This is a genomic window from Kaistia defluvii (genome assembly GCF_026343955.1).
Lineage (GTDB): Bacteria > Pseudomonadota > Alphaproteobacteria > Rhizobiales > Kaistiaceae > Kaistia > Kaistia defluvii.
Map to the genome: position 1 here is coordinate 693,894 of NZ_JAPKNI010000001.1, position 24,381 is coordinate 718,274.

At 65.8% G+C, this 24,381-nt stretch carries 25 protein-coding genes; 21 read left to right on the forward strand and 4 right to left on the reverse strand.

Features of this window, described 5'->3' with window-relative positions; genetic code table 11:
- The first annotated feature begins 110 nt into the window (after positions 1–110).
- Both OSH10_RS03170 and OSH10_RS03175 read left to right on the forward strand, forming a co-directional pair.
- Positions 111–767, forward strand: a complete 657-nt coding sequence (locus OSH10_RS03170) for a TetR/AcrR family transcriptional regulator (protein ID WP_266330087.1) — start codon at positions 111–113, stop codon at positions 765–767.
- A gap of 587 nt (positions 768–1,354) precedes the next feature.
- Positions 1,355–2,908, forward strand: coding sequence for an EAL domain-containing protein (locus OSH10_RS03175; RefSeq protein ID WP_266330088.1), 1,554 nt, complete (start codon positions 1,355–1,357; stop codon positions 2,906–2,908).
- A 109-nt stretch (positions 2,909–3,017) separates the two neighbouring features.
- On the opposite strand, the gene OSH10_RS03180 is transcribed toward OSH10_RS03175, so the two are convergent.
- Both OSH10_RS03180 and OSH10_RS03185 read right to left on the reverse strand, forming a co-directional pair.
- Positions 3,018–3,638, reverse strand: coding sequence for a hypothetical protein (locus tag OSH10_RS03180; protein ID WP_266330089.1), 621 nt, complete (start codon positions 3,636–3,638; stop codon positions 3,018–3,020).
- 48 nt (positions 3,639–3,686) lie between these two features.
- Entirely contained in the window at positions 3,687–4,574 is an 888-nt protein-coding gene (locus OSH10_RS03185) for a cation diffusion facilitator family transporter (protein WP_266330090.1), read from the reverse strand.
- Positions 4,575–4,846: 272 nt separating this feature from the next.
- Here OSH10_RS03185 and OSH10_RS03190 point away from each other — a divergent pair, with 272 nt between their 5' ends.
- From OSH10_RS03190 to OSH10_RS03225, 8 genes are all read left to right on the forward strand, one after another.
- On the forward strand, positions 4,847–5,128 hold the full coding sequence (locus OSH10_RS03190) for a PepSY domain-containing protein (RefSeq protein WP_266330091.1): 282 nt from the start codon (positions 4,847–4,849) through the stop codon (positions 5,126–5,128).
- Positions 5,121–5,696 (forward strand): cytochrome b/b6 domain-containing protein, encoded by a 576-nt coding sequence (locus tag OSH10_RS03195; RefSeq protein ID WP_266330092.1) that lies wholly within the window; start codon positions 5,121–5,123, stop codon positions 5,694–5,696. Before OSH10_RS03190 ends, OSH10_RS03195 begins: the two co-directional genes overlap by 8 nt.
- Positions 5,693–6,373, forward strand: a complete 681-nt coding sequence (locus OSH10_RS03200) for a response regulator (RefSeq protein WP_266330093.1) — start codon at positions 5,693–5,695, stop codon at positions 6,371–6,373. Before OSH10_RS03195 ends, OSH10_RS03200 begins: the two co-directional genes overlap by 4 nt.
- The gene (locus tag OSH10_RS03205; protein WP_266330094.1) at positions 6,366–7,733 is read left to right on the forward strand and encodes a sensor histidine kinase; all 1,368 of its coding nucleotides are present in this window, start codon (positions 6,366–6,368) and stop codon (positions 7,731–7,733) included. Before OSH10_RS03200 ends, OSH10_RS03205 begins: the two co-directional genes overlap by 8 nt.
- A 34-nt stretch (positions 7,734–7,767) precedes the next feature.
- Entirely contained in the window at positions 7,768–8,469 is a 702-nt protein-coding gene (locus tag OSH10_RS03210) for a VIT1/CCC1 transporter family protein (protein WP_266330095.1), read from the forward strand.
- Between the two features lie 165 nt (positions 8,470–8,634).
- On the forward strand, positions 8,635–8,991 hold the full coding sequence (locus OSH10_RS03215; protein WP_266330096.1) for an ArsR/SmtB family transcription factor: 357 nt from the start codon (positions 8,635–8,637) through the stop codon (positions 8,989–8,991).
- Positions 8,966–9,454 (forward strand): SRPBCC family protein, encoded by a 489-nt coding sequence (locus tag OSH10_RS03220; RefSeq protein WP_266330097.1) that lies wholly within the window; start codon positions 8,966–8,968, stop codon positions 9,452–9,454. The genes OSH10_RS03215 and OSH10_RS03220 overlap by 26 nt, the downstream gene beginning before the upstream one ends.
- A gap of 206 nt (positions 9,455–9,660) precedes the next feature.
- Entirely contained in the window at positions 9,661–10,371 is a 711-nt protein-coding gene (locus tag OSH10_RS03225) for a L,D-transpeptidase (RefSeq protein WP_266330380.1), read from the forward strand.
- 189 nt (positions 10,372–10,560) lie between these two features.
- Here the strand turns inward: OSH10_RS03225 and OSH10_RS03230 are convergent, their stop codons facing one another.
- Positions 10,561–12,231: a hypothetical protein gene (locus tag OSH10_RS03230; protein WP_266330098.1), complete on the reverse strand. Its 1,671-nt coding sequence runs from the start codon at positions 12,229–12,231 to the stop codon at positions 10,561–10,563.
- Between the two features lie 489 nt (positions 12,232–12,720).
- On the opposite strand from OSH10_RS03230, the gene OSH10_RS03235 reads away from it, so the two are divergent.
- From OSH10_RS03235 to OSH10_RS03280, 10 genes are all read left to right on the forward strand, one after another.
- Positions 12,721–13,026 (forward strand): hypothetical protein, encoded by a 306-nt coding sequence (locus tag OSH10_RS03235; RefSeq protein ID WP_266330099.1) that lies wholly within the window; start codon positions 12,721–12,723, stop codon positions 13,024–13,026.
- 41 nt (positions 13,027–13,067) lie between these two features.
- Positions 13,068–13,721 (forward strand): hypothetical protein, encoded by a 654-nt coding sequence (locus OSH10_RS03240; RefSeq protein ID WP_266330100.1) that lies wholly within the window; start codon positions 13,068–13,070, stop codon positions 13,719–13,721.
- 264 nt (positions 13,722–13,985) lie between these two features.
- Complete coding sequence (locus OSH10_RS03245; protein ID WP_323181550.1) at positions 13,986–14,153, forward strand: DUF1214 domain-containing protein; 168 nt, start codon at positions 13,986–13,988, stop codon at positions 14,151–14,153.
- 705 nt (positions 14,154–14,858) lie between these two features.
- Complete coding sequence (locus tag OSH10_RS03250; protein ID WP_266330101.1) at positions 14,859–15,875, forward strand: UDP-glucuronic acid decarboxylase family protein; 1,017 nt, start codon at positions 14,859–14,861, stop codon at positions 15,873–15,875.
- Positions 15,872–16,858, forward strand: coding sequence for a UDP-glucose 4-epimerase GalE (gene galE / locus OSH10_RS03255; RefSeq protein WP_266330102.1), 987 nt, complete (start codon positions 15,872–15,874; stop codon positions 16,856–16,858). The genes OSH10_RS03250 and galE overlap by 4 nt, the downstream gene beginning before the upstream one ends.
- Positions 16,855–18,708, forward strand: a complete 1,854-nt coding sequence (locus OSH10_RS03260; RefSeq protein WP_266330104.1) for a glycosyltransferase family 2 protein — start codon at positions 16,855–16,857, stop codon at positions 18,706–18,708. The genes galE and OSH10_RS03260 overlap by 4 nt, the downstream gene beginning before the upstream one ends.
- Before the next feature lie 2 nt (positions 18,709–18,710).
- A complete protein-coding gene (locus OSH10_RS03265) occupies positions 18,711–20,141 on the forward strand; it encodes a UDP-glucose dehydrogenase family protein (RefSeq protein WP_266330106.1) in 1,431 nt (476 codons plus the stop codon).
- Positions 20,122–20,748, forward strand: coding sequence for a DUF995 domain-containing protein (locus OSH10_RS03270; protein WP_266330107.1), 627 nt, complete (start codon positions 20,122–20,124; stop codon positions 20,746–20,748). The genes OSH10_RS03265 and OSH10_RS03270 overlap by 20 nt, the downstream gene beginning before the upstream one ends.
- 6 nt (positions 20,749–20,754) lie before the next feature.
- Positions 20,755–21,726 (forward strand): glycoside hydrolase family 26 protein, encoded by a 972-nt coding sequence (locus OSH10_RS03275; protein WP_266330109.1) that lies wholly within the window; start codon positions 20,755–20,757, stop codon positions 21,724–21,726.
- Between the two features lie 137 nt (positions 21,727–21,863).
- Entirely contained in the window at positions 21,864–22,352 is a 489-nt protein-coding gene (locus OSH10_RS03280; RefSeq protein ID WP_266330381.1) for a DUF995 domain-containing protein, read from the forward strand.
- Positions 22,353–22,489: 137 nt separating this feature from the next.
- Here OSH10_RS03280 and OSH10_RS03285 read toward each other — a convergent pair whose 3' ends face one another.
- Positions 22,490–22,804: a hypothetical protein gene (locus tag OSH10_RS03285; RefSeq protein ID WP_266330111.1), complete on the reverse strand. Its 315-nt coding sequence runs from the start codon at positions 22,802–22,804 to the stop codon at positions 22,490–22,492.
- Positions 22,805–23,233: 429 nt separating this feature from the next.
- On the opposite strand from OSH10_RS03285, the gene OSH10_RS03290 reads away from it, so the two are divergent.
- The gene (locus OSH10_RS03290) at positions 23,234–24,298 is read left to right on the forward strand and encodes a helix-turn-helix domain-containing protein (protein WP_266330112.1); all 1,065 of its coding nucleotides are present in this window, start codon (positions 23,234–23,236) and stop codon (positions 24,296–24,298) included.
- Positions 24,299–24,381 lie beyond the last annotated feature (83 nt).

Consider the following 24,381-nt stretch of genomic DNA (forward strand, 5'->3'; position numbering starts at 1 on the left):
GGCCTGTCCCGACCGAAGCGGGACGGGTTGTGGCCGGATTTTCCGGCCACAACCTTCGCGCGGCTGGGCTAAGGTTGTCGCCTCTACGTCACCAATTGCTGGAGCGCGTTTTGCCGAAGACCGACCGACCTGCCAAGCAAGGCACCCAGGAAGCGCCGGCCGTTCGGCGCAAGACGCTGACGCGCGAAGCCTGGATCGCCGCGGCGCTCAAAGTGCTCGAAAAGCGCGGCATCGCCGACGTGAAGATCGATGTGCTGGCGAAGCAGTTCAAGGTGACGCGCGGCAGCTTCTATTTCCACTTCTCCAGCATCAAGGACCTGCGTGAAGCGCTGCTGGAAGAGTGGCGCGCGCGCAATTGCCGGCCCTTCGAGGCGCTGGCTAGGAATCCGCATCCGGACGGGCTGGTCTTCTTCGAGATCATCGTGCTGACCTGGGTCAACGAAGACCCGTTCAGCCCCTTGCTCGACTTGGCTGTGCGCGACTGGTCGCGCGGATCGCGCAAGCTCGCCGACGAAATGGCAGCGGCGGACGATCTGCGCATCTCGCTGCTGGAAAAGGCGTTCCTGGCTCTGGATTACCCGGCCGACGAAGCGCTTGTTCGCGCCCGCATCACCTATTTCCACCAGATCGGCCACTACACGCTGTATTTCCGCGAGTCCGCCGCCGACCGGAAGCGCTACCAGCCGATCTACGGCAAGGTCCTGCTCGGCCCCAACGCCGAGGCGGCGGAGGCGCGTCAGGCGATCCCGCAGGGCCAGGACGGCTGAACGCCGGTCCCGGGGCCGACGGCCGCCGGCGCGGCTGTCCGGGTTCCGCCCCTCCCCGCAGGTGAGGCTGCATGCGGGATGGTTCGCGCCGGATGGTCGGCGCGGGTGCTGCTCCGCATGGATCTCGCACGCGGCGGAAGTGCCGCGCGGACTGCCGAAGCGACCAGGCATCTACCCCCTCGTTGCCACGCCGGCTTCGGCGCTGCCGTGCCCCGGCATCTGCCCGCCGGGTGGGTTCAGGGTGGTCTTAACCATCGCGCCGGCTTGTCCCGCCGACTCTCCAGAATTCACTGGCCACGAAGTTCCTGAGCCGCCATAGGCTGGGTAACGGCAAAGTTGGAAACAAGGTGGCGGCGTGGAACGTACTGCAACCCCAGGCTGCTCGATGACAGGCTGGAAGAGTTCTAAGGTCACTCATCCGCAACCGTGGCGCGGTTCTCTCGGATTCCGCTTCGTCAACAAAAAATCCCGGTCGAGATGAGGCCCCAATGCAATGGCCCCCTTTTCGGCATCTAAACTTACTATCAGCCATCCAGAGCGTAGAAGGAACCGACCTGAAGGAGCAAGGCCCGCAGGTGCGGACAAGCTTGATCTGGTTGGTCTGTGGCCTCGTGTTTGGCGCGTGCGTCGCCCTGATTGTCACGCTCTGCATTCTGTACATGGTCATCCTGCCCCAGCTGTCCTCGAAGGGGGCAACCGGCCGCCTGTATGTGCAGGGCCGGGAAATCCATAGAACCTTCCGGAGGCTCGAAGCCATCACGGCGGCACGATGCTCGCCGGAATTCCTCGCAGCCATGCGATCCATCGTTCTCGACACCTACACGATCCGCGACGCGGCCTACCGCGAAGGCGATATGGTTCGGTGCAGCAGCGGTGCAGGCCAGGTCCTTGTTTCGGTTCAGTCCTTTGGGCCACCCCTCTTTCGAGCCGTCTCGGGTGCGGAAACCTGGCGCAACATCGAACTGCCCTCGGCACCCGGGGTCAAATCGACCATCATCATGAGGGGCGCTTTCAGTCTGATGGTCGCGCCCGTCAGCCCGCAGAGCCGGTCCGGCCGTCCGATCAGCACCGTCCTCGTCAATCCGCTTTCAGGCGCGGTCACGACGATCTCCGGCCCCAAGATCAGCCTCAGCGCCGCCGCGCTCCTTGCGCACAAGCCGGCTCGCAAAGGTCTGCGCTTCATTTCTGCGGAGTGCGTGGAGGGCGCCTATGTCTGTTACGTGCAGGTGATGGGGCTCAGGGAGATCTGGCACGAGTTCAGCCTGCCGATTGCCCTGCTTGTCCTGCTGGGCTCGGTCGTCGGAGGTAGCCTGTCCGTGCTTGTCCTGCAGGCGCAGCGCAAGCGGGCGACCCTCGAGAATCGCCTCCGACGCGCCCTGGACACGAATGAGATCTCGCTCGAATACCAGCCGATCGTGGAACTCGGAAGCGGCCGGGTATGCGGGGCGGAGGCCCTGATGCGCTGGACGCTTCGCTCGAACGAGAAGGTCTCCCCCACCGCCTTCATCGCCTGCGCCGAAGAAAGCTCGCTGATTACCGACCTCACCTGCTTTGCCATCCGGACCGTGAGCCGCGAGCTTCGTAGCCTGCTCAGGAACGAGCAGGACTTCGTGATCAGCATCAATATCGGGTCGCGCGACCTGACGGACCCTCGTTTCCTGCTGGCCCTGGAGACACACATCGTGGCCACGGGCATCAGTCCGCGGCGCATCGCGCTCGAACTGACCGAGCGGCAGCCGATCGATACCCCGGATGCCCGAGCGACGATCCGGTCGCTGCATGCCAAGGGCTACAGGATCTACATTGATGACTTCGGCACCGGATACAGCAACCTGGCCTATCTCGGCGAACTGTCTGTGGACACGATCAAGGTCGACATGATCTTCACGCAAAGCGTCGGCAGCGACACTATCCGGGCCCGCCTGATCCCTTCCATCCTCGGCGTCGCAAGAGACCTCGGAATATCGGTGATCATCGAAGGCGTCGAGTCGGAGGAGCAGGAGAGGTACTTCCGCGCATCCGGCGCCCATTTCGCCCAGGGCTGGCGCTACAGTCGCAGCGTTCCGGCGCGCGACCTCCTATCCGTCGCCAGGTCCAGTCGAACGTCCCGTCCGCTGCACGGACCCGCCGGCGGCGGATAACGCATTGGCCCGGCCGTCTCGCAGGCCGATCCGGATCCGATGCGCCGGCTCCGGCCACTCCGAGCGGCGGCGGTGCCCAGGCCGCTCATCGGGCAGGCCGCAGGCGGCCCTAGGGAAGCAGCAGACCCACCCGCATGGTGAAGTCCATCGCCTCCAGGGCGAGCAGCGCGGAGATGGCCGCCCAGATCTTGCCCGGCAGCCCCTTGAGCGAGGACAGGCGCGACGACGCCGGCTCGCCCTCGGCGCGGCAGGCCTCGAAATCGACCAGGAACCGCAAGGACGAACCGGTCTTCGCCGCGTTGTCGTGCCGGATCGAATAGCGTCCACCCGGCTCAATCGACACCACCGTTCCGACATTGTCCTGGCCACGAACCTTGGGCCAGAGAACCCGGTCGCCGACGCGGAATCTCGGCTGGATCTCCTGCTCGGCCGCCCAGCGCACCTGAAGCGCCTCCAGCCGCTCGGCCAGCAGGCGACTGTAGCCGTCAAGCGCGGCGCAGACGGCATCGTTGCAGCGCCACGCCTCGTAGCGGGCGAGGTCGCGGCCCAATTCCCGGCCATCCTTGGTGAAGTCGCCATAGGTCGCGATATCATGCGGGGCGTCGGCAAGCCGGTCGGCCCGGATCAGCCCCGCCTCATACATCTGCGCGGCAAGCTCGGTCGCGAGGCGCAGCCGATCCGGAAAGGGTACATCCGTCGGGCGAACCAGTCCCGTCAGCAGTTCACTCATGGCAGGTCCCGTCAGTCTTGGTCAGCGAGGCTTGGGCAGCAGCAACGATCATAGGACGACAATTCCCTTATGCTTGGCCTTGTTTGCGGGCTCGACATGGATACTGACCACGGCGCCGTCAACGGCCGCTTCCAGCGCCGATTCCAGCCGGTCGCACACCGCATGGGCCCGCGAAATCGTCATCTCGCTGGCGACGACCAGGTGGAAATCGATGAAGGTGGCCGCGCCGGCATGCCGGGTCCGGAGATCATGGGCCTCGATGGCTTCCTCCGCCTGGGTCGAGATAATGCCGCGGATCCTGTCCAGAGTCGCGGCCGGGACCGCCTCGTCGAGCAGCGCGCTGGCGCTTTCGCGCAGCACGCCATAGCCGCTCCAGAGAATATGCAGCCCCACCAGCGCCGCGATCGCCGCATCGAGCACCGCCATGCCGGTGATGACGACCAGGACGACACCGACGAGCACACCCAGCGACGTCACGACATCGGCCAGCATATGCTTGCCGTCCGCCACGAGCGACGCCGAGCGGGCGCGCCGGCCGAAACGAATGATCAACAGTCCCCAGACGGCATTGATCGCGGTCGCGCCCATGCTGACGGCGAGGCCGAGCGCCGGCGCCTCGATCGGTTTCGGGTCGAGAAAGCCGGCCCACGCCTCATGGAAGATCAGGAGCGAGGCGACGATGATCATGACGCCGATCAGCACCGCCGAAAGATACTCGGCCTTGTGGTGCCCGAACGGATGATTGGCGTCCGCCGGGAGCGCGGAAACCCGGATGGCGACGATGGCGGCAACCGACGTGCCGACATTGATGATGCTTTCCAGGAAGTCCGAGTACAGCGCCAGGCTGCCCGTGACGGCGAAGGCGACATATTTGATGCCCAGCACGACGAAGCTCACCACCAGGCTGCCGATCGCGAACTTCATGGCCTTTTTCATGGAAACCTTCGAGCGGATTGGCACAGGGCGGGTCAGGACAAGCTTAGCATGCCTTGCGAGTGTGACGTCCTTGCAGGACGAAAGCGGCAAAAGCCGGTCCTGAAGAAGCGCTTCCCCAAAGAAGCGGCGCACCCTTGCGAGATCGTCGCGAGAGCCCCCTCCCCACCGGGTGTCCGGATCGGAATCGCCGCCTGACAGCGGACTGACAGCTCCTTCCGCCACATTGCGCTGGCCGGCCGGTGGCCGTGCGAAACCGCAACCCGGAGCTACCCATGCGTATTGTCTCGACTCTCGCCCTCGCCGCCCTGTCCCTGCCGCTTCTGGCGGGCGCCGCCCTTGCCGGCCCCGCCTGCACCAAGGAGCCCAAGTCGGCCTGGATGAGCCAGGAGGCCATGAAGGCCAAGATCGCCGACATGGGCTACCAGAAGATCAAGACCTTCAAGGTCACGGGCTCGTGCTACGAGATCTATGGCTACGACAAGGCCAACAAGAAGGCCGAGGTCTATTTCAACCCGGTCGACGGCTCCATCGTGAAGGCCGAGATCGGTGATTGATCGCGGCGAGACAAGCGTCTCGTCCGAGGATTTCACGGTCGCCCCGAAAGGGGCGGCCACGATCCGCGTCTGGGACCCGATCGTCCGGCTCTTTCACTGGACCGTCGTCACCGCCTGCATCCTCAACCTGTTCGTGCTGGAACCCGGCCACGCGTTGCATCGCGCCGCCGGCTATACGGTCGCCGCCGCGCTGGCGATCCGCCTGGTGTGGGGTTTCATCGGCACGCGCCATGCCCGCTTCTCCGATTTCTTCCCGACACCCCGCCGGTTGCTGCCCTATCTGCGCGCCCTGGTGCAACGCCGCGAGCCACGGCATCTGGGTCACAATCCCGCCGGCGCGGTGATGATGATCCTTCTCATGGTCCTGCTGTCCGGCGTATGCTTGACGGGGTGGATGATGGGCCTCGACGCGTTCTGGGGCGAGGACTGGCTGCAGGAAGTGCATGGCACGCTGGCAAATTCCATCATGGTGCTCGCGCTGTTGCATGCCGCCGCCGCGCTGTTCGAGAGCTTCCGGCATCGCGAGAACCTGGTTTTGTCGATGGTGACGGGTCGCAAGAAGGCATGAGGATCCTGCTCGTCGAAGACAGCCCGCGCCTTCGCGAGCTCCTCATCGAAACCATCCACAAGGCGGAGTGGCGCGTCGACGGCGTCGAAACGGTCGCCGACGCCCGTGCCGCCATCGCGGTCGCGCCCTATGACCTGCTGCTCGTCGACCTGGGCCTGCCGGATGGCGACGGACTCGATCTGGTCCGGGGCATCCGCGCCGACGGCCACACGCTTCCCGTCCTGATCATGACCGCGCGCGGCGCGGTGGATGAACGGATCGCCGGCCTCGACGCCGGCGCGGACGACTATCTAGTCAAGCCGTTCAACCATTTCGAGCTGCTGGCGCGCTGCCGCGCGTTGCTCCGACGCGCGCCGGCCCATGTCGCCGACCTGATCGAACTGGGCCATGTCGCCTTCGACCCGACCAGCGCGGTCCTCTCCTGCGCCGGCGAGCCGGTCGCGCTGTCGCCGCGCGAGCGCTCGGTGCTGGCCGTGCTGCTGCGCAACGCTGGCGCCGTCGTGCCCAAGGAGCGGATCGAAGCGAAGCTCTCCGAATTCGGCGATGAACTCTCCGCCAATGCCATCGAGCTTGCCATATCGAGGCTTCGCAAGCGCCTGGAAGGGATCGAGGCCGGCCTGGCGATCGAGACGGTGCGCGGCGCCGGCTATCTCCTGCGGGACCTCACCCATGGCTGAGCGGGCGGCGCGTCGGCCGGGCCTGGTTGCGACGATCGCCTGGGGCATCGTCTTCTTCGCCGTCGTCGCGATGGCGGCGCAACTCGTCATCGTCTTCGCCGACTATTATTTCGACGATTCCGAGCTCGGCTCGCTGATGATCGAGCGCGAAACGGCGCTGCTGGCGCAAGGCATCTCCCGGCAGGATGGGCGGTGGCGCTTCGAACTGCCGGAATCGGACGGAGGGTTCGGCCCCGACAGCCCGACCCGCGTCGCGCGCATCCGCACTGCCGATGGCACGCGGATCTTCTCCAATTGCGGCGACCAGTGCCGGGAGCACCTGCTACCCGAAGAGATCGATCCACCGGATCGCTGGACGCGGCTTCTGAGCCAGGGCAAGCCGATTGCCGTGGCGGGCGGGCGGTCCGTCCGGATCGACGGCCAGCAGGTCATCATCGAGATCGCGATCCTCGACAGGAACGAAGCGGTCATGTGGCGGGCACTGGGCCACGAATTCGCCGATCACCTCGCCATCCCGATGCTGCTGCAGCTGGTGCTGGTCCTGGGCGGTTCCCTCGTCTCGACCTGGCTCGCGCTGCGGCCGGTCAAGGCGGCGGCGCGGCAGGCGGGAGCCATCGACCCGCTCGACCCGGAGCACAAGATCGACATCAGCCAGATGCCGAGGGAGGTCGCGGAACTGGGCGCAGCCGTCAATCGCTCGCTGGCGCGGATCGGACGGCTCATGCGCGAGCAGAAGCTGTTCACCACCGCCGTCGCGCATGAGATCCGGACACCGCTCGCCATGCTGCAACTCGAGCTCGGCCAGATCGACAGTCCCCGCGCCCGGCGCATGGAAAAGGACGTCGAGGGCCTGGCCCGGTTTGTCGGCCAGATCACCGCGCTCGGCCGTCTGGAGGCGATCGAGCGAAAGGGCTTCAAGCCGATCGACCTGGCCCGGCTTGGCAGGGGCGTCGTGGCCTCCATGGGACCCTGGGTCTACGATCATGCGCACGCGATCGCCTTCGTCGAAAGGGAGGCCGGGACCATGATGGGAGATCGCGGGCTCCTGGAGGACGCCCTGATGAACCTCATCACCAACGCCGTCACGCACACGCCGCCCGGCACCGAGATCGAGCTCTGCGCCGGCCCGGGTTCCCGGATCGCGGTGGTCGACAAGGCGGGTCTCTACCACGCCACGGCCAGCGACGAGGCGCCGATGGCCAAGGCCGGCGACAGCCTCGGCATGGGCCTCGAGATCGTCAAGCGAATCGCCGCCCTGCATGACGGGCGGTTCGCGATTTCGGCCGATCCGGCGATCGGCACGATGGCCGTGCTGACATTCCCGCCGCTGGCCCCCGAACCCATGAACCCCGTACCATGAACCCCGCTTCCCTCCCGCATTCAGGAAACCAAAGATGCCGCGTCATTTGACCCACCGGGAAAACCATCTGGTCCATCGCATCGGCTGGCTCAGGGCGGCCGTGCTCGGGGCCAATGACGGCATCCTCTCGACCTCCAGCCTGATCGTGGGCGTGGCCGCGGCGGCGTCCGGGCCGAGCGAGATCCTGCTGGCCGGCATCGCCGGCTTGGTGGCGGGCGCCATGTCGATGGCCGCCGGGGAGTATGTGTCGGTAAGTTCGCAGGCCGACACGGAAAACGCCGATCTTGACCGGGAACGCGCGGAACTGGCGACCGATATCGAGGCCGAGCGACAGGAACTCGCCCAGATCTACGAGCAGAGAGGACTGGACAGCGCTCTCGCCCGCCAGGTGGCCGAGCAGCTGATGGCAAAGGATGCGCTCGGCGCGCATGCCCGCGACGAGCTCGGCATTTCCGAGATCACCACGGCCCGTCCCATTCAGGCGGCGATGGCCTCGGCCGCGACCTTCTCCATCGGCGCACTGATGCCGCTGCTGACGGCGCTGATCGCCCCGGCTTCCTGGGTGGTGCCGGCGGTGTCGATCGCCTCGCTCGCCTTTCTGGCCTTGCTGGGCGCCATCGGCGCCAAGGCGGGTGGCGCGAATGTGCTGAAAGCCACGATCCGCATGACCTTCTGGGGCGCGATCGCCATGGCGATCACCGCCGGCATCGGCGCGGCCTTCGGCACGGTCGTCTGACGCGCCGTCGCGTTCAAGAGAGGAAACACCCGAGCGGCAACGCGGCACCGGGGCGGCCAAACTCCGCCTCCCCGGTCCCAAGTCAGGCTTGAAACGTCCCCCTCCCCCCGACCCGGGTTCGCCCATTTTCTTTGACCGGCTGCACAGGCTCTGATACTAAGGCATATGCCTTACCATTCATCGCCACTCGATCTCGCCTTTCACGCGCTCAGTGACCCGACCCGCCGCGCCGTGGTCTCGCGGCTGGCCGAGGGCGAGGTGCAGGTCAGCGCGCTGGCAGAGCCTTTCGACATGGCGCTGCCTTCCTTCGTCCAGCATCTCAAGGTGCTGGAGGACTGTGGCCTGATCGCCAGCGAGAAGCGCGGCCGCAGCCGCTGGTGCCGGCTGGTGCAGCCGCGCTTCGAAGAGGCGGCGGACTGGATGGAAGCGGAACGGCGACGCTGGGCCCAGCGGCTGGATCGGCTGGAAGCCTATTTGGACAAGAGGGAGGCGGAGGATGAAGGACATGGAAAGTCTGTTTGAGACCTGGTCGCTCGACCGCGAGATCGTGCTGGTGAAGCTTCTCGATCACCCGCGCGAAAAGGTCTTCGCCGCCTGGATGGACCCCGACGCCTTGGCCGAGTGGTATGGCCCGGCCGGCCTCCGCATCGAAAGCCACGAGGCCGACATTCGCGAGGGCGGGCTCTGGCGGTTCGACATGGTCGGCATGTTCGAGGGCCGCGAGCAGCGCTTCCCCAACCTGATGCGCTTTCTCGAGATCGTGCCGAACGAGCGGATCGTGATGGACTATGGCACGCCCGCCGCCGACGATCCCGAGCGTTTCCGCGTCACGGTGACGTTCGACGAACAGTCCGACGGCAAGACGGTCCTGACCTTGCGCCAGCTGCATCCGAGCGCCCAGCGGCGGCGGGAGGTCATCGGTTTCGGCGCGGTGGAATATGGGCTGCAGACGCTGGACGGGCTCGCTGCCTGGCTGGACAGATGAACTGGACAGATGAATCTGTCACGAGGGAAAGACCGTCGGCGCGGCGCGACCCTTTTGCAACGCTGGGCCACGGCATGACCACGCAGCGACACGCTGTGTTTGCCAATCGAGCGGTTTGACGGCAATGTTGGTGCGGCAAGATTTTCGCTGCTGTGCGCCGAAGTCTTTCGGGGGGCGGGCAACAGGACATGGGACACTCCGACATCATGATCATGGACCGTATGTTTGCCGGTAGCGACGCGCTGCCTGAGGAAGCTCTGCCCGAAGCCAGGCCCGGGCAGCTCAACCGCCGATCGTTTCTGGTAGGTTCCGCGCTCGGTCTGGGCACGCTGGGTCTGGCCGGTTGCGCATCGTCGGGCGGCATGAGCCACGCCGAGGCGGTGCGGGCCTACGGGCCGGTGCCCGACGACAAATTCCCGATCGCCGCCGTGGATATCAGCAAGGTCGATCCGAAGTACTATCGCCGCACCGTGCGCTATCCCAGCAAGGAAGCGCCGGGCACGATCATCATCGATCCCGGCAAGCATTATGTTTACCGCATCGAGGGCGACGGAAATGCCACCCGCTACGGCGCCAATGTCGGCCGCGAGGGCTTCCTGTGGAGCGGCGAGGCCTATGTCGGGCGCAAGGCAGAATGGCCGACCTGGACGCCGCCCAAGGAGATGATCGCACGCCAGCCGGAGGCCGCCAAATATGCCGGCGGCATGCCCGGAGGCCCCGACAATCCGCTCGGCGCGCGCACGCTCTATCTCTATCAGGACGGCAAATACACGCTCTACACGATCTACAGCACCCGCGTGGCCCGCTCGATCGGGACGGGCGTGACCAGCGGCTGCACGGGCCTGCTGACCCAGGACATGCTCGACCTCTATGCGCGCACCCCCGTCAACACCAAGGTGCTCGTCCTGCCGGCCTAGGCAGGCACGTCCTCCCGGCTGCGCGGACGCCCTGCGAGGCTCGCGGAAGCCGCGATCCGGCGCGCCGGAAGAGGCGGCGCTCCGCTGGCGCGTTGTCCAGCCCGGCGCCGGCTTGGACGGCGCCGGGCTCGCCACGTGTGGTTGCCGCCCGCGCGGCGGGTCTCCCTACGGCCATCCCCGCCGGCAGCGTCACGAACCGATATCGAGCCCGGCCTTCTGGAGCGAGTCGAGAAAGCGCGCCGCATCCTCGGCGCGCGTGAAACGCTCGGAGGTTTCCCGGCGGACGTTTTGCACCAGGGACGGCGCGTCCCGCTTCAGCCAGGCGACCTCGCGGGCGGCATCGGCCGTTTGCCCGGCCTCGATGAATATGGCGGCGGCGATCGCGTGGTAGATCGCGTTCTTGGGGGCCGTCGTGCGGGTGATCCAGGTCGCCGCCTCCCCATAATCACCCTTGAAATAAGCGCATAGCGCGAGCGCGGATTCGAAATAGGCGAACGGTCCGGGATTTCTTTCCCGTGCCTCGACGACCATCGGACACCCCTCCTTCCAATTGCCCGAAAGGGCCAGTCGATAGCCGTATTCCCCCATCAGCTCCGTATCGTTCGGATTGATTTCCAGGGCCCGCTTGCCAACGGCCAGGCCGGCGGCCGGCTGCTTGACGAAGAACAGCGCGAACATCTCCGCCTGCAATCCGCGCACATTCAAAGGGTCCAGTTCGACCGCCTGCCGGGCCTCGGACAGCGCCTGCTCGATCGCCGCCGTCGATTTCTCGCGATCGAAGGGATAGAGGAAACGGACCTGATCGATCCTGGCTTGCGAGAGCAGCCCCCAGGCGGTCGCGTAGTCGGGGAAGCGCTTCACCGCGTTTTCCAGGCACGCCAGCACAGCCGGCAGCCGCGTCTGGTCCAGATTGGCGCGATAGGCATAGTAGGAAAGCGTGCAGGCATAGGCGTCCCAGTCGCCTGTCAAAGGCGGCCGGTGGCGCCCGGAATCGGCTTCATAGATGACGCCATAGGGCTGGCCGACCGCGGTCGCCACCCGGCGGGCCAGATCCGCCTCGATCGCCAGTCCCCGCGCCGGGTCATAGGGCGCCTCATAGGTCCTGGCCCAGAGCACGCTGACGTCCTGCGCGTCGAGCACGCGCGCCTGCAGGCGGAGCTTGTCTTCGGTGACGCTGACCGCGCCCATCAGGACATAGCGGGAGCCGTGGTCCGCTCCGTCGCGCTCTCCCTGGACCGTGACGATATCCTTGAACTTGGTCAGCTGGTTGAGGACCTCCTGCGTCAGGCCATTGGCGACGGCCGAAGCGGCATCCGTTCGGGACAGGTCCTCGAACGGCCGGACCAGCAGGCGTGGAACGGCGGGCACGGAGGTCGCGCTCCGCCACGGTGCCCAGCCCGAGGCAGACAGCGCCACGGCCATGACGACGCCGGCACAGAGGCCCACGACGAGCGTCGCCGGCCACCATCGCCGCGAGCCCGGCGGCGCTGCGGATTGGGCAGCCAGGTCGGGCCGCCGGGGCTCGAATGCCGGAACATAGCCTCCCTTCGGGATGGAGATCACGATCGGATCTTCCGCCCCGGCGCGCTCATAATACTGCTCGAGCGCCCGGCGCAGCCGCACGGCTTCCAGCCGCACGATCGGATCGGCATGCGCATCGAAATCCGCGCCACGGCCGAACACGTCGGTCGCGATCACAAAAGCCTTGATGCGGTCGGCCCTGCCGGCCAGCGTCTCGTCGACGACATAGCCGAGAAATCGGCGCGACCGGGGCGTCGCGTCGAATTTCGCGCTCCCGAGGATCCTGGCGAGCGCATCCCGGATGGCATCGGGCGTCGGGTCGCAGCCCTCCGCAGCCAACGCACTGTCTCCGGGCGCCGGCTGGGTCTCTCCTGCCGCTGCCGGACCGGTTCGAAGCGCTGCAAACCACCCCCGCATCGCGTCGCCTACCCCCCAAATGCTGCGTAACCTTACGCTACGAAACAGCCTCCGCACTCTATAGCTGCATTTCGGTGCTGGGAAGGACGGTGCGGCATCTGGATTTTTCCCCAGCCCGGGAAGTCCCACGCTGCCGGCGCACGGCCAGATTGCGCGATGGCGCGCGGGTTCAGCAGGAAGGGTCGGCGGCGTGCGACGCACCCGTCCCTCCATCAACCGGAGAGGAGTTCGGACATGAAGACCGCATGGGCTCTCGTCGTTTGCGCTTTCGTCCTGGCGGCTTGCCAAAGCAGCCAGTCGTCCACGGGAGGGCTTTCGACGTGCCAATCCACCGGAGCGGGCGGCACGACGGATGTGATCTGCCCCTGAGCCCCGCGCCCCCAGGGAACGACGGGCGGACTGGAGTTCAACATGGCAGGCGCGGAACAATCGGACACAGGACGCGACGGGATTGAGGCCGCCATTCGCCACTTCCCGGCCCAGGCGACGGATATCGAGGCGCTCGCCCGCGAAAGCGAGCGCTTCCGGGACCTCTGCGAGGAACTGGTCGAGGCCGAGGCGGCGCTATCGGCTGTCGATGAGCTCGAAATGGCCCTGCGCGCGGAACGGCGGCTGGAATGGCTCGCCTTTGTGCGCTGGGCGCTGAAGGAAATCGACCGCGACCTGCGACAGACGCGGGTCGTGTCCATCAACCGGACCAGCCGGTCCAACGGATAGAGCGGTGACACCCGCTGCCACGACAACCGAGGAGAACGAAGATGAAGCGAACCATTCTGATGGTCGCGGCGCTGTCCTGCGCCCTCGCCGCCGCCACCGCGGCTCGGGCGCAGGACGCCATCCAGGCGCCAGCCCAGAAACCGATCGGCGGCAATTCCAAGACGCAGATCGAACCGTCGCTGATCGTGATGAACGCGGCCGGTGCGAAACTCGAGGGCAACCGGCTCACGCTCATCGGCGCGGCGCCCAACGCGATCATCTTCGCCGACCGCCCGGTGCGGGCAGCCGGCCATGCGCTGACCGCGCATCTTCTCGAGGAATGGGACACCGGCTCCGACAGCTTCGCCAAGGACCCGCCCAACGCGACCGTATCGGTCTTCGACAAGAACGGCGAGAGCGTGAAGGACGCCGTCGTGACGCTTCGCTCGCCCAAGCGGGACGGGGCGAACATCGTCTTCGACGTCGCCGTGCTCGAGGGCGACCTCGGCGATGCGGCGGGGCCGGCCTCCGTGTTCATCGACATCATCGGCATGCCTTTGACGCCGTTCTCCTTTGCCGGCGCGGCGCGGCGCACGGCCTATCGCGGCGCGTTCTACGCCGGCGCGGCGGCGGGGGCGGCCTATCGCTACGCGCCCTATCCTCCCTACCCGGTCTATCCGCCCTATCCTTATTACCCGCCCTATCGCCCCTACTGATCGAGGAGCATGATGATGATGGATATTGCGCGCCGTACGGCGACCCTTCTGGGCGCCGGCCTGCTTGGTTCCGCCGCCCTCTCGCCCGCGCTCGCGCTGGACGGCCCGCTGTACGACATCGTCGCCGGTTTCTAGACGGGGCGTCGAGGCCTACATCTACGGCTACCCGCTGGTGACGATGGAACTGACGTGCCGCGTCGTCACCAGTGGTGGAGCCCAAGGACACCCGCGCCCCGAGCGGCCATCTGATCAAGCCGCGGGAATATCCCGACATGGGCGACCAAGTCCCCGGGCCAGGAAAAGGAGTCCAACTGGCTGCCGGCGTCCAAGGACAAGTTCTACCTGATGATGCGCCTGTACTGGCCGGACGAAAGCGATCCGACGATCCTGAACGGAAGCTGGATCATTCCGGCTGTGATGAAGACGAGATAGCTCCATCGGCGGGCGGGCGGCAGACAGGGTCCGCCGCCCGCCCCTTCTCCCCGAATTCTCGGAGCGGATCCCGCAGCACCCGTCAAGAGCGGCCCCGCCGGCGGGAGATCGACCCCGCCGCAGAGGCCGGGCGCGCTCGACCGATGCCTCTGGGGCCTCCAGGCTTCGGCGCTTCCCCGGGCGAAGGGCCCGGCGGGGTCTGCGCGCCTCGATGGCGGCAAGCCCTCCTCGCACAGATCCTCCGGTTCCCGATGCCGGCCGCCGATCTCCCAATCCGGCAGCTTATGGGCCGGGGCCGAGCCCCGGCTCGGCGACCGCGATCTTCCTGCCGTCCAGCCTGCCCGGCAGGACATCGCCTCCTTCCCAGGAGATGCATGGCCCCATCCTCCCGGCGTCTTCGCCATCGAGGCTTCGTCGGCATGCCCGACCGATTCCGTCCGTTCCAGCCGCGGCGCGCGGCCGTTCTGCGGCCCGCCGATCCGCGCCTCGCCCCGCCTTTCCGTAAAGGACGGTGAAACGGCGAAAATGGACGTGAAGACAATTTCCCGGATTCCAAGATAGAGACCGCATACCCAAAGTTTCCTATCGTCAGACATCAACAATACGCACGAGCTTCCTGCGTGACGTCTTGAATTGACGGATACGCAGATCGGATCTTCACGCGGCTGGTCCGAGTAATTTCTCCTTGTTCTGACGGAGGAAAAATTGAAAAACATATTCGACACAACAAAGATCATTTCAAAGAGGCCGCCGGCTCGCCGAATTCTTGTCGCGGGCGGGGCGGGATTTCTAGGATCTCATCTTTGCGAACGGCTGGTCCACGAAGGCAATACCGTCATCTGCGTCGATAATTTCTCCACCGGTAGAATGGAGAACCTGAGCGATCTGCTGCGTTTCGACACGTTCAGCGTCATCCAGCACGACATCGTGGATCCCCTCGAGCTGCCCGTCGACGAGATCTACAATCTCGCCTGCCCGGCCTCGCCACCGCATTATCAGGCGGATCCGATCCATACGCTGAAGACCAGCGTTATCGGTTCGCTCCATCTTCTGGAACTGGCGCGCAAGCATCAGGCGCGGATCTTCCAGGCCTCGACCTCGGAAGTCTATGGCGATCCCCATGTGCATCCGCAGCCGGAAGCCTATTGGGGCAACGTCAATTCCTTCGGACCGCGCTCCTGCTACGACGAAGGCAAGCGCTCCGCGGAAACGCTGTTCTACGACTTTCACCACCAGCATGGCGTCGATATCCGCATCGTCCGCATCTTCAACACCTATGGGCCGCGGATGCGGGCCGACGACGGCCGCGTGGTGTCGAACTTCATCGTCCAGGCGCTCCGGGGCGATGACATCACCGTCTATGGCGACGGGTCGCAGACCCGTTCCTTCTGCTATGTCGATGACCTGATCGAAGGCTTCTGCCGGCTGATGTACAACCAGCCGGCAATCCGGACACCGGTCAATCTGGGCAATCCCGGCGAATTCACCGTGCGGGAACTGGCCCAGCAGATCATCCGCATGACCGGCTCGTCCTCGAAGATCGTCCATCGCCCGCTGCCGACCGACGATCCGCGCCAGCGCCGGCCCGATATCTCCGCGGCGAAACGCGACCTCGACTGGACGCCTGGCGTGGCCCTTACCGAAGGCCTGACGTCGACGATCGCCTATTTCGAGCATCAGCTGAGCCGGGCGGACGGCGAATTCGTCGAGGCAGCGCAATGAGCCGGCCAGCCGTTCTCGTGGTCGGCGGCGCGGGCTTCATCGGCAGCCACACGGCCAAGCTCCTATCGAAACAGGGTTATGACCCCGTCGTCTATGACAATCTCTCGACGGGGTCGGCGGCGGCGGTGCGCTGGGGCGCGCTGGTCGAGGGCGATATCCTCGACCAGAAGAAGCTGGTCGAGACGATCGAGGCCTTCGATCCGGTCGCGGTCATCCATTTCGCCGCTTCCGCCTATGTCGGCGAGTCCGTCCAGAACCCCGCCAAATACTACCAGAACAACGTCAACGGCACGCAGTCGCTGCTCGAGGCCTGCCGCCTCGCCGGCGCGCCTCCCGTCATCTTTTCCTCCAGTTGCGCCACCTATGGCGTTCCGGATCACCTGCCGATCCGGGAAGGCGAAATCCAGCACCCGATCAACCCCTACGGACGCACCAAGCTGATCGCCGAGCAGATGCTGGCCGACTATTCGGCGGCCTATGGCATCCGCTATGCGGCGCTTCGCTATTTCAATGCCTGCGGCGCCGACCTCGAGGGCGAACTGGGCGAAGCCCATGATCCCGAGACGCATCTGATCCCGCGCGCCATGCTCGCGGCGGCCCGCTCGATCGACTTCCTCGAAGTCTTCGGCGACGACTACGACACGCCCGACGGCACCTGCATCCGCGACTACATCCACGTGACGGATCTGGCGCGCGCCCATGTCATGGCCGTCGAGCACCTGATCCGGGGCGGCGACAATCTCGCCGTCAACCTGGGCACCGGCCGCGGCACCTCGATCCGGGAAATCCTCGAGACGATCGGCCGCGTGACCGGCAGTCCGGTTCCGGTGGCGTTGCGGGCACGCCGGGCCGGCGACCCGCCGATCCTCTACGCCGATCCGACGCTCGCCGCAGAAAAGCTCGGCTTCCGCGTGATGCACTCCGATCTCGATACGATCATCCGCACGGCGGCACCGTTTTTCGGACTGACGGTGCGGCCATGAAGACGCCGCGCATTCTTCCCACGACGCAGGGCGAAGAGCCGCTTCTGGTGCCGATCTTCACCGGCCGCAAGCGGGTTGAATATGTCGTGGGCGTCGCCTTCTGGGCCGCGGCCCTCATCTTCTTCTGGCAATGGTGGCTGTTCGAGGCGACGCATACGCATCTCGTCGGGTCGGTGCTGGTCACGGCCATCCTGGCCTGGATCACCATCCTGCCGGTCTATTTCATCACGATTTTCTACAAGGCGCGCCGGCCGAACGGCCCGCTCCGCATTCCCGCCGGCAGCCGGGTCGCCATGGTCGTGACCAAGGCGCCATCCGAGCCCTTCCCCATCGTCGCCGAGACGTTGCTGGCAATGCTGGCGCAGAATGTGCCGCACGATACCTGGCTCGCCGACGAGGATCCGTCTCCCGAGACGCTCGACTGGTGCCGCGAGCACGGCGTGTTCGTCTCCACACGCAAGGGGCGCGCCGACTATCATCGCCAGACCTGGCCGCGCCGCACGCGCTGCAAGGAAGGCAACTTGGCCTTCTTCTACGACACCTATGGCTATGAGCGGTATGACTTCGTCTCCCAGCTCGATGCCGACCACGTGCCGGATCTGGACTATCTGTACAACATGCTGCGGCCCTTCGCGGACCCGGCCATCGGCTATGTGTCCGCTCCCAGCATCTGTGATCGCAATGCGCATGAGAGCTGGTCGGCGCGCGGCCGCCTCTATGTCGAGGCAAGCATGCATGGCTCGCTGCAGGCCGGCTATAATGGCGGCTATGCCCCGGTCTGCATCGGATCCCATTATGCGGTGCGCACGGCCGCGCTGAAGCAGATCGGCGGCCTCGGCCCGGAGCTCGCCGAGGATCACTCGACGACGCTGTTCATGAACGCGCATGGCTGGCGCGGAACACATGCCCTCGACGCCATTGCCCATGGCGACGGCCCGCGAACCTTCGCCGATCTCGTGACGCAGGAATTCCAGTGGTCGCGCAGCCTGGTGATGATCCTGCTGCAGTATTCGCCGACGCTGGTGAAGCGGCTGCCGCTGCGCCTGAAGGTCCAGTTCCTGTTCTCGCAGCTCTGGTACCCGCTCTATGCGTTCTTCCTGGCGGCGACGTTCCTGCTGCCCGTGACGGTGCTGCTCTACGGCGCCAATTTCGTGACGGTCACCTATCCGGACTTCCTGCTCCATTTCATGCCGCAATCGCTCATGATCCTGGTGCTGGCGTTCTGGTGGCGGTCGAGCCGGACATTCCGTCCGGTCGACGGCAAGATCTTCAGCTGGGAAGCGATGCTGTTCCTGCTGGCGCGCTGGCCCTGGGTGATGGCCGGCACGATCGCCGCCTTCCGCGACTGGGCAACCGGCTCGTTCGTCGACTTCCGGGTCACGCCCAAGGGGGCCTCCGAAGTCGATCCGCTGCCGTTCCGCGTCCTGGCGCCCTACGTCGTGATCATCGCTCTCTCGATCCTGCCGGTTCTCCTTGTCCAGGATGCCTTCGAGACACGCGGCTTCTACGTCTTCGCCATCATCAATACCTGCTTCTACCTGGTTCTGATGGCCGTGATCGTGCTGCGGCATTCCCGCGAGAACAACATTCGCATGCGCAGCCGCGCCTATCGTCCCGCGCTGGCGAGCGGTCTCGTCACGCTGTGCGCAATCGTCAGTTTCGCCACCATCGAACGCGGCCGGGACGGCATCGAGGCGCTGGCCTGGGGCACGAAGAGCTTCTCCATCTTCGACGACCGCTTCTCGGTTGCGGGCGCGGGCGTAGGGGGACATGCGGTCCACAAGACCGTCTTCAATCCGCGTTGGCGGGGCAGTTCAACCAGTCCTCAGGACGAGCGGGAGCAAGACTGATCATGAAAATCGCGGTCATTGGAACGGGTTACGTCGGATTGGTCAGCGGCACCTGCTTTGCCGCCTGGGGCCACGAGGTCGTCTGCGTCGACAAGGACGCGCAGAAGATCGCCGGCCTGAAGCGCGGCGTCCTGCCGATCTACGAGCCAGGACTGGACGATCTGGTGGCGCGCAACGCCGGCGCGGGCCGGCTCGGCTTCACCTGCCATCTCGCCGAGGCCCTGAAGGGCGCCGCCATCGTGCTGATCGCGGTCGGGACACCGACCCGCGCCAACCATGGCGACGCGGATCTCTCCTTCGTCTACATGGCCGCCCGCGAACTGGCGCCCCATCTCGAAAAGGGCGCCGTGATCGTCGTCAAGTCGACGGTCCCCGTCGGCACCGGCGACGTCGTCGAGAAGATCGTCGGCTCGATCCGGCCGGCCGGATCGTTCTCGGTCGCCTCCAACCCCGAATTCCTGCGCGAGGGGGCCGCCATCCGCGATTTTCTCGAACCCGATCGCGTGGTGATCGGCGTCGAGGACGACTGCGCGCGCAAGGTGCTGATGTCGCTGTATGGCCCGCCGCTGCAGGCGCGCGAAACCCCCATCGTGGTGACTCGGCGCCGCACGTCCGAGCTGATCAAATATGCGGCCAACGCGTTCCTGGCGACCAAGATCACCTTCATCAACGAACTGGCCGACCTTTGCGAGGAAGTCGGCAGCGATGTCGGCGAACTGGCGCTCGGCATGGGGCTGGACAAGCGCATTGGCGCCAGCTTCCTGAATGCCGGCCCCGGCTATGGCGGCTCCTGCTTCCCGAAGGACACGCTGGCGCTGCTGCGCACCGCACAGGATCACGGCGTCTCTCTGCGGCTGGTGGAGGAAACCGTCACCGCCAATGAAGCGCGCAAGCGCCGCATGGCGCTCAAGGTGATGGATGCGCTCGGCGGCGACGTCGAAGGCGCGACCATCGCGGTGTTGGGCCTTACCTTCAAGCCCGACACGGACGACATGCGCGACGCGCCGTCCGTGCCGCTGATCGAAACCCTGCAGCGCTTCGGCGCCCGGATCCGCGCCTACGATCCCGTCGGCGCGGAAAACGCCAGTCGGGTCCTTTCCGACGTGGAGTTTTGCAAGGATGCGCATGAGTGCGTCCGCGGCGCCGATGCGGCGGTGGTCGTGACGGAATGGGACAGCATCCGCGGCCTCGATCTCGTGCGCGTCAGAAGCGCGATGCGGCAACCGGTGCTGATCGACCTCCGCAACGCCCTGCCGCGGGCGATTGCCGAGGATCTCGGCTTCCACGTCTCGGCGATTGGCCGTCCCGCGCCCACGCGGCAGGAGGCTGCCGGAAAAGGCCCCCACGCGAACGATCATCGCTCGCCCCGGCGCGTGGGCGGAATGAGAAGCCATGCACGAATGGGAGGTTCGAATGAGCGGATGGAGATCTAAAGCGGGCCGGTCCCGGTCGGGATCGACGAGTCTGGCCCTGGCCGTTGTGGCAGCGTCGACGATTGCCGGCGTGACCATGGCCGGCGCGGCCTCGGCCCCCGGCCGTCCCGCCACGGCCAACACGGCAACCGCACCGGCCGCCTCCGCCAGCGAGGCGAGTCCGCCCGCGGGCACCATCCCCATGGCGGCTTCCGAGCTCTACCTGCTCTATCGGAACAAGAGCTGGCAATGGGCGGACGGCGCAGGACGGATGGCCGACGAGGATCGCCGGTTCACCGCCTGGGTCGAGAGCGACAAGGGCAAATCCTGGGCCGAAGGCCGCTGGCTGGTCACGGATGCCGGCACGATGTGCCTCAAGGCGGACTGGCACAGCGCCGAGGGGGTATTCCCGGGCAAGACCTGCTTCGCCCACCGCATCGGCGACGGGACGATCTACCAGAGGCAGGTGCCGGACGGCGCCTGGTACGTGTTTCGCCACGCCGACGGCCGCGCCGACGACGAAGCGAAGAAGCTCGTCTCCGCCGATCTGGTCACCGACCACATCGACAGCCTGAAGCCGGTGCGGCGCCCGAAACAATCGCCGATGAAACAACAGAGCAGGAAGTGAGGGGCCATGCAGTCACGACTCTTTATCGCAACGCTTTTGCTGTGCGGGGCGGCCTTCCCCGGCACGCTCCATGCCGCCAGCGGCGTCTCCGGCGCCAATGTCGACAACCGCAGCCAGTTTCAGGACAAGCGGCCTGTCATCGCCACGCCGTCGGTAACCCCCGGCGCCTATGACCCGCATGGCGACTATGCCAATGACGCCAACTCGAAGATCGAGCATCTCTTCCTGCCCTGGGAAGACGTCGATCTCGAAACGCTCGCCTTGGCGGACCAGTACGCCAGCGAGCGCGGACGCGCATTGCTGATTACCGTCGAGCCCTGGTCATGGGCCCGCGACTGGCGCGTCGCGCCGGACGACCTGCTACGGGGCATTTTGAACGGGCGCTATGATGCCAACATGGCATCCGTCTGTTCGGCCGCGTCCGAGCTGAAGAGCCCGGTCACGATCCGCTGGGCCCAGGAAATGGACGACAAATCCGGACAGTTCACATGGTCGTACTGGAAGCCGGACGACTACATCAAGGCCTACCGGCATGCGGTGGATGTGTGCCGCAAGGAACTCCCCTCCGCCCAGTACATGTGGTCGCCCCGGGGCGATGAGGGCCTGGAAGCCTACTATCCGGGCGATGACTACGTCGACTCGATCGGCCTCTCGGTCTTCGGCTACCAGCCCTATGACCAGTTGACCACCGGGCGCGACACCACCTTCGTCGAACGCACCAAGCCTGGATACGACCGGGTGAAAGGCTTCGGCAAGCCGATCGCCATCGCCGAACTGGGCTATGAAGGCAAGGACGACTATGTCCGCGCCTGGGCGCTGGCGGCCAACCGTCCGCATGCCGAATTTCCGGCCATGACGGCGGTGGTCTATTTCAACGATCGCGAAGTCTATCCCTGGCCCAAGGGCGTTGGACGGCCGGACTGGCGCGTCGCCAACCATCCGCTGGACTGGCCCGCTCCGTCGGATCCGCTGGAGTAGCCGGCGATCCCCCGGGGTCGCGGCCATCTCGAACCTGGAATGAATGCGCGTCCGGCCTTGGAAGACCGCCCGGTCTGGCCCGGATCCGCCCCAAGGATGAATAGGAGAGAAAATTGTTTCCGATCCGATTCACGATCATGAGCGCGGCGCTGTCCACGCTCTGCCTCGCCGGCGCCAGCGCCGCAACCCCATCCAGGACCGACGACGGGACGGCGAAGCTCGCTGCGGCCGCAGCGCCGATGAGTGCCCGGGCGCTGGAGGCGCTGTATTCCGGCAAGACCTGGAAATGGAAGGATGGCGGCGGCTATTTCTCCAGCGACCGCCACCGCTTCGCCGGCTGGTCGCAGAAGGGCGATGCCTGGTCCTATGGCAAGGGCCGCTGGCAGGTGAACAATAGCGGCAAGCTCTGCATGCCGGCGGTCTGGTACTACCGGACCGGCTATTCCAACAACGTCACCTGCTTCCTGCATCGCGAAAAGGATGGCGTGATCTACCAGAAGCCGGCGCTTGGCGGGTCCTGGTACGTGTTTCAGCACAATCCCGTCCGCCGCAGCGACGAGGTTCGCAAGCTGGTTCCCGGTGATCGGGTGAGCAAGCCGCTCGCCCGGCTCCAGGCGGGTTCCTGAACCCACCTGCCCTGTACGCATCCGGACAAGCAGGTCTTCACATCCCGGAAACGCAGGCCGTATCCGGGATGTGCGCGGCTGAGGAGGCCCCGTCGGAAGTCGCGCCATCGCCCGGCGCGGGACGACGCCGCGCCCGCTCAGAAAAAGTTGCGGCGGAAGCATCGCGATTGCTGGCCAAAACCGCTGGGCGTGCAGACATAGGGCGTGCCTCCGCGATAGGCGTCGGCGGAAATTTTCAGGATCTTGCCGGCGCGGCCCTTGTTGTAGCGAACCTCGCCGTTGACCCGATACTTGACGAGGTAGACGGAACGCACCTCGCCACCCTTCTTGCGGGCCGGTTCGGCCTGTGCGCCGCCTTGCAGCGACAAGGACAAGGCCATTCCGGTGGCGGCGATCGCCAGCCACTTCCGGCAGTTCCAACGAAGATGCTGAAGCCGTTCGAGGTGTTTCACAGGGTTGTCTCCAGATTGTGGATCTGGGGAATTCCTAGGGGCCGTCCGCTAAGAATCCTGCCGGGAATTGGCTCCAATTTTCATCAATACCCATCCAGGACTTCCGCAACGGCACGGGCAACGCCCCCCCCGGCGCATGGCGGCTGGCAAGCCATCGTCCGGCACGCCTCACCGCCGGCGCCAGGCCCCGCACGGTCTGCCCTCGAGCCCGAACGAAACCCGCCCCCCCCTGACTGGATGCCTCCTCCTGTGGCGAAGATCACTGAGGGCGCAGGGAGGTCATGCCTATTCTGCCCAGCTTGAAAGGAGAGCGCGGCTCTTCTAGGTTCTCAAATGGATTGGCAGGGTATTGCTGTGACAGCGGATGGGCACAAGGAACCTTACCCTCAGTTCGATTTTGTCGAACGCCGATTGCTGCCTCGCGTATCGATGGCCCCGCTTGGAGACAACGAGACCGAATGCGCCAATCTGGTTCCGCAGCATTTCACCACGCATACTCTCCCTCGGGCCCAGCAGTTCCAGGCGTGGCAGGACCACATCTCGCCTCTGCTTGACGTTCGCCTGCCCGAGGACGTCGTTGCCGACGACGGCTTCCTGGCGTCGCAGACATGCTGGAATCTCGGCGGAATGCTGCTCGTGCAGCAATCGACGGCGACGCATAGCTATGAGCGGTCTCCCGAAAAGGTTCGCTTCAGCCCCATCGACCATTGGATGATAACCCTGCTGCGGGCCGGTCACACCTGGACGGCGGTGGATGGGCGAGTCGCCGAGAACAAGCCCGGCATGATCGCCATCCGCTCGCTCGGCCAGCCCTTCCGCGGCCGCGCGCTGGCAACGGAATCCGTCTCCCTCATCATTCCCATCGATCATTTCGCGGCCCATGGCGGCCTGCCGGGCGCAAGCGACCACACCGTTCTCGTCGGCCACCGCGCCAAGCTGCTGATCGAATTCGTCGCCAGCGTCGAGGAAAGCCTCAGCCGGTTGACCATCGACGATCTCGCCAGCGTGAGAACCTCCCTGATCGAGATCGTCTTCAACACCGTGTCCCATCTGGTGGGGCCGAACAGCGAGCGGGATTTCACCGCGAACACCAGCCTGATGACGCGGGCGCGCCGGTTCATCCATGGCCACCTCCTGTCGGACGATCTGAGCCCGGAGGTTCTGAGCCGGGAATTGGCGATTTCGCGCACCCGCCTCTACGAATTGTTCGAGAGCTTCGGCGGGGTGCAGAAATACATCCGCGAGCGGCGCCTGCTCGCCGCCCACGCCATGCTGGCGGACGGGTCCGAATACCGGAAGATCGCCGATATCGCGACAGACTTCGGCTTCGATTCCGCCGCCAATTTCAGCCGAGCCTTCACCCAGCAGTTCGGCTATAGCCCGAGCCTCGTGCGGAAGCTGCGGGCGGGCCTGGACACCCATTTGAAGACGCCTTCCAGGCTTGGGAGCGACGAAAACTTCGGCGCCTTGTTGCAAACACTCGAGCTTCGGTAATGGCGCGGCTTCAAGCCCGCGCAAGCTCCCGGACGCGCCGAACCGAAAAAGCGGGCGCCCCCGGAAAGGCGCGATGCCACCCT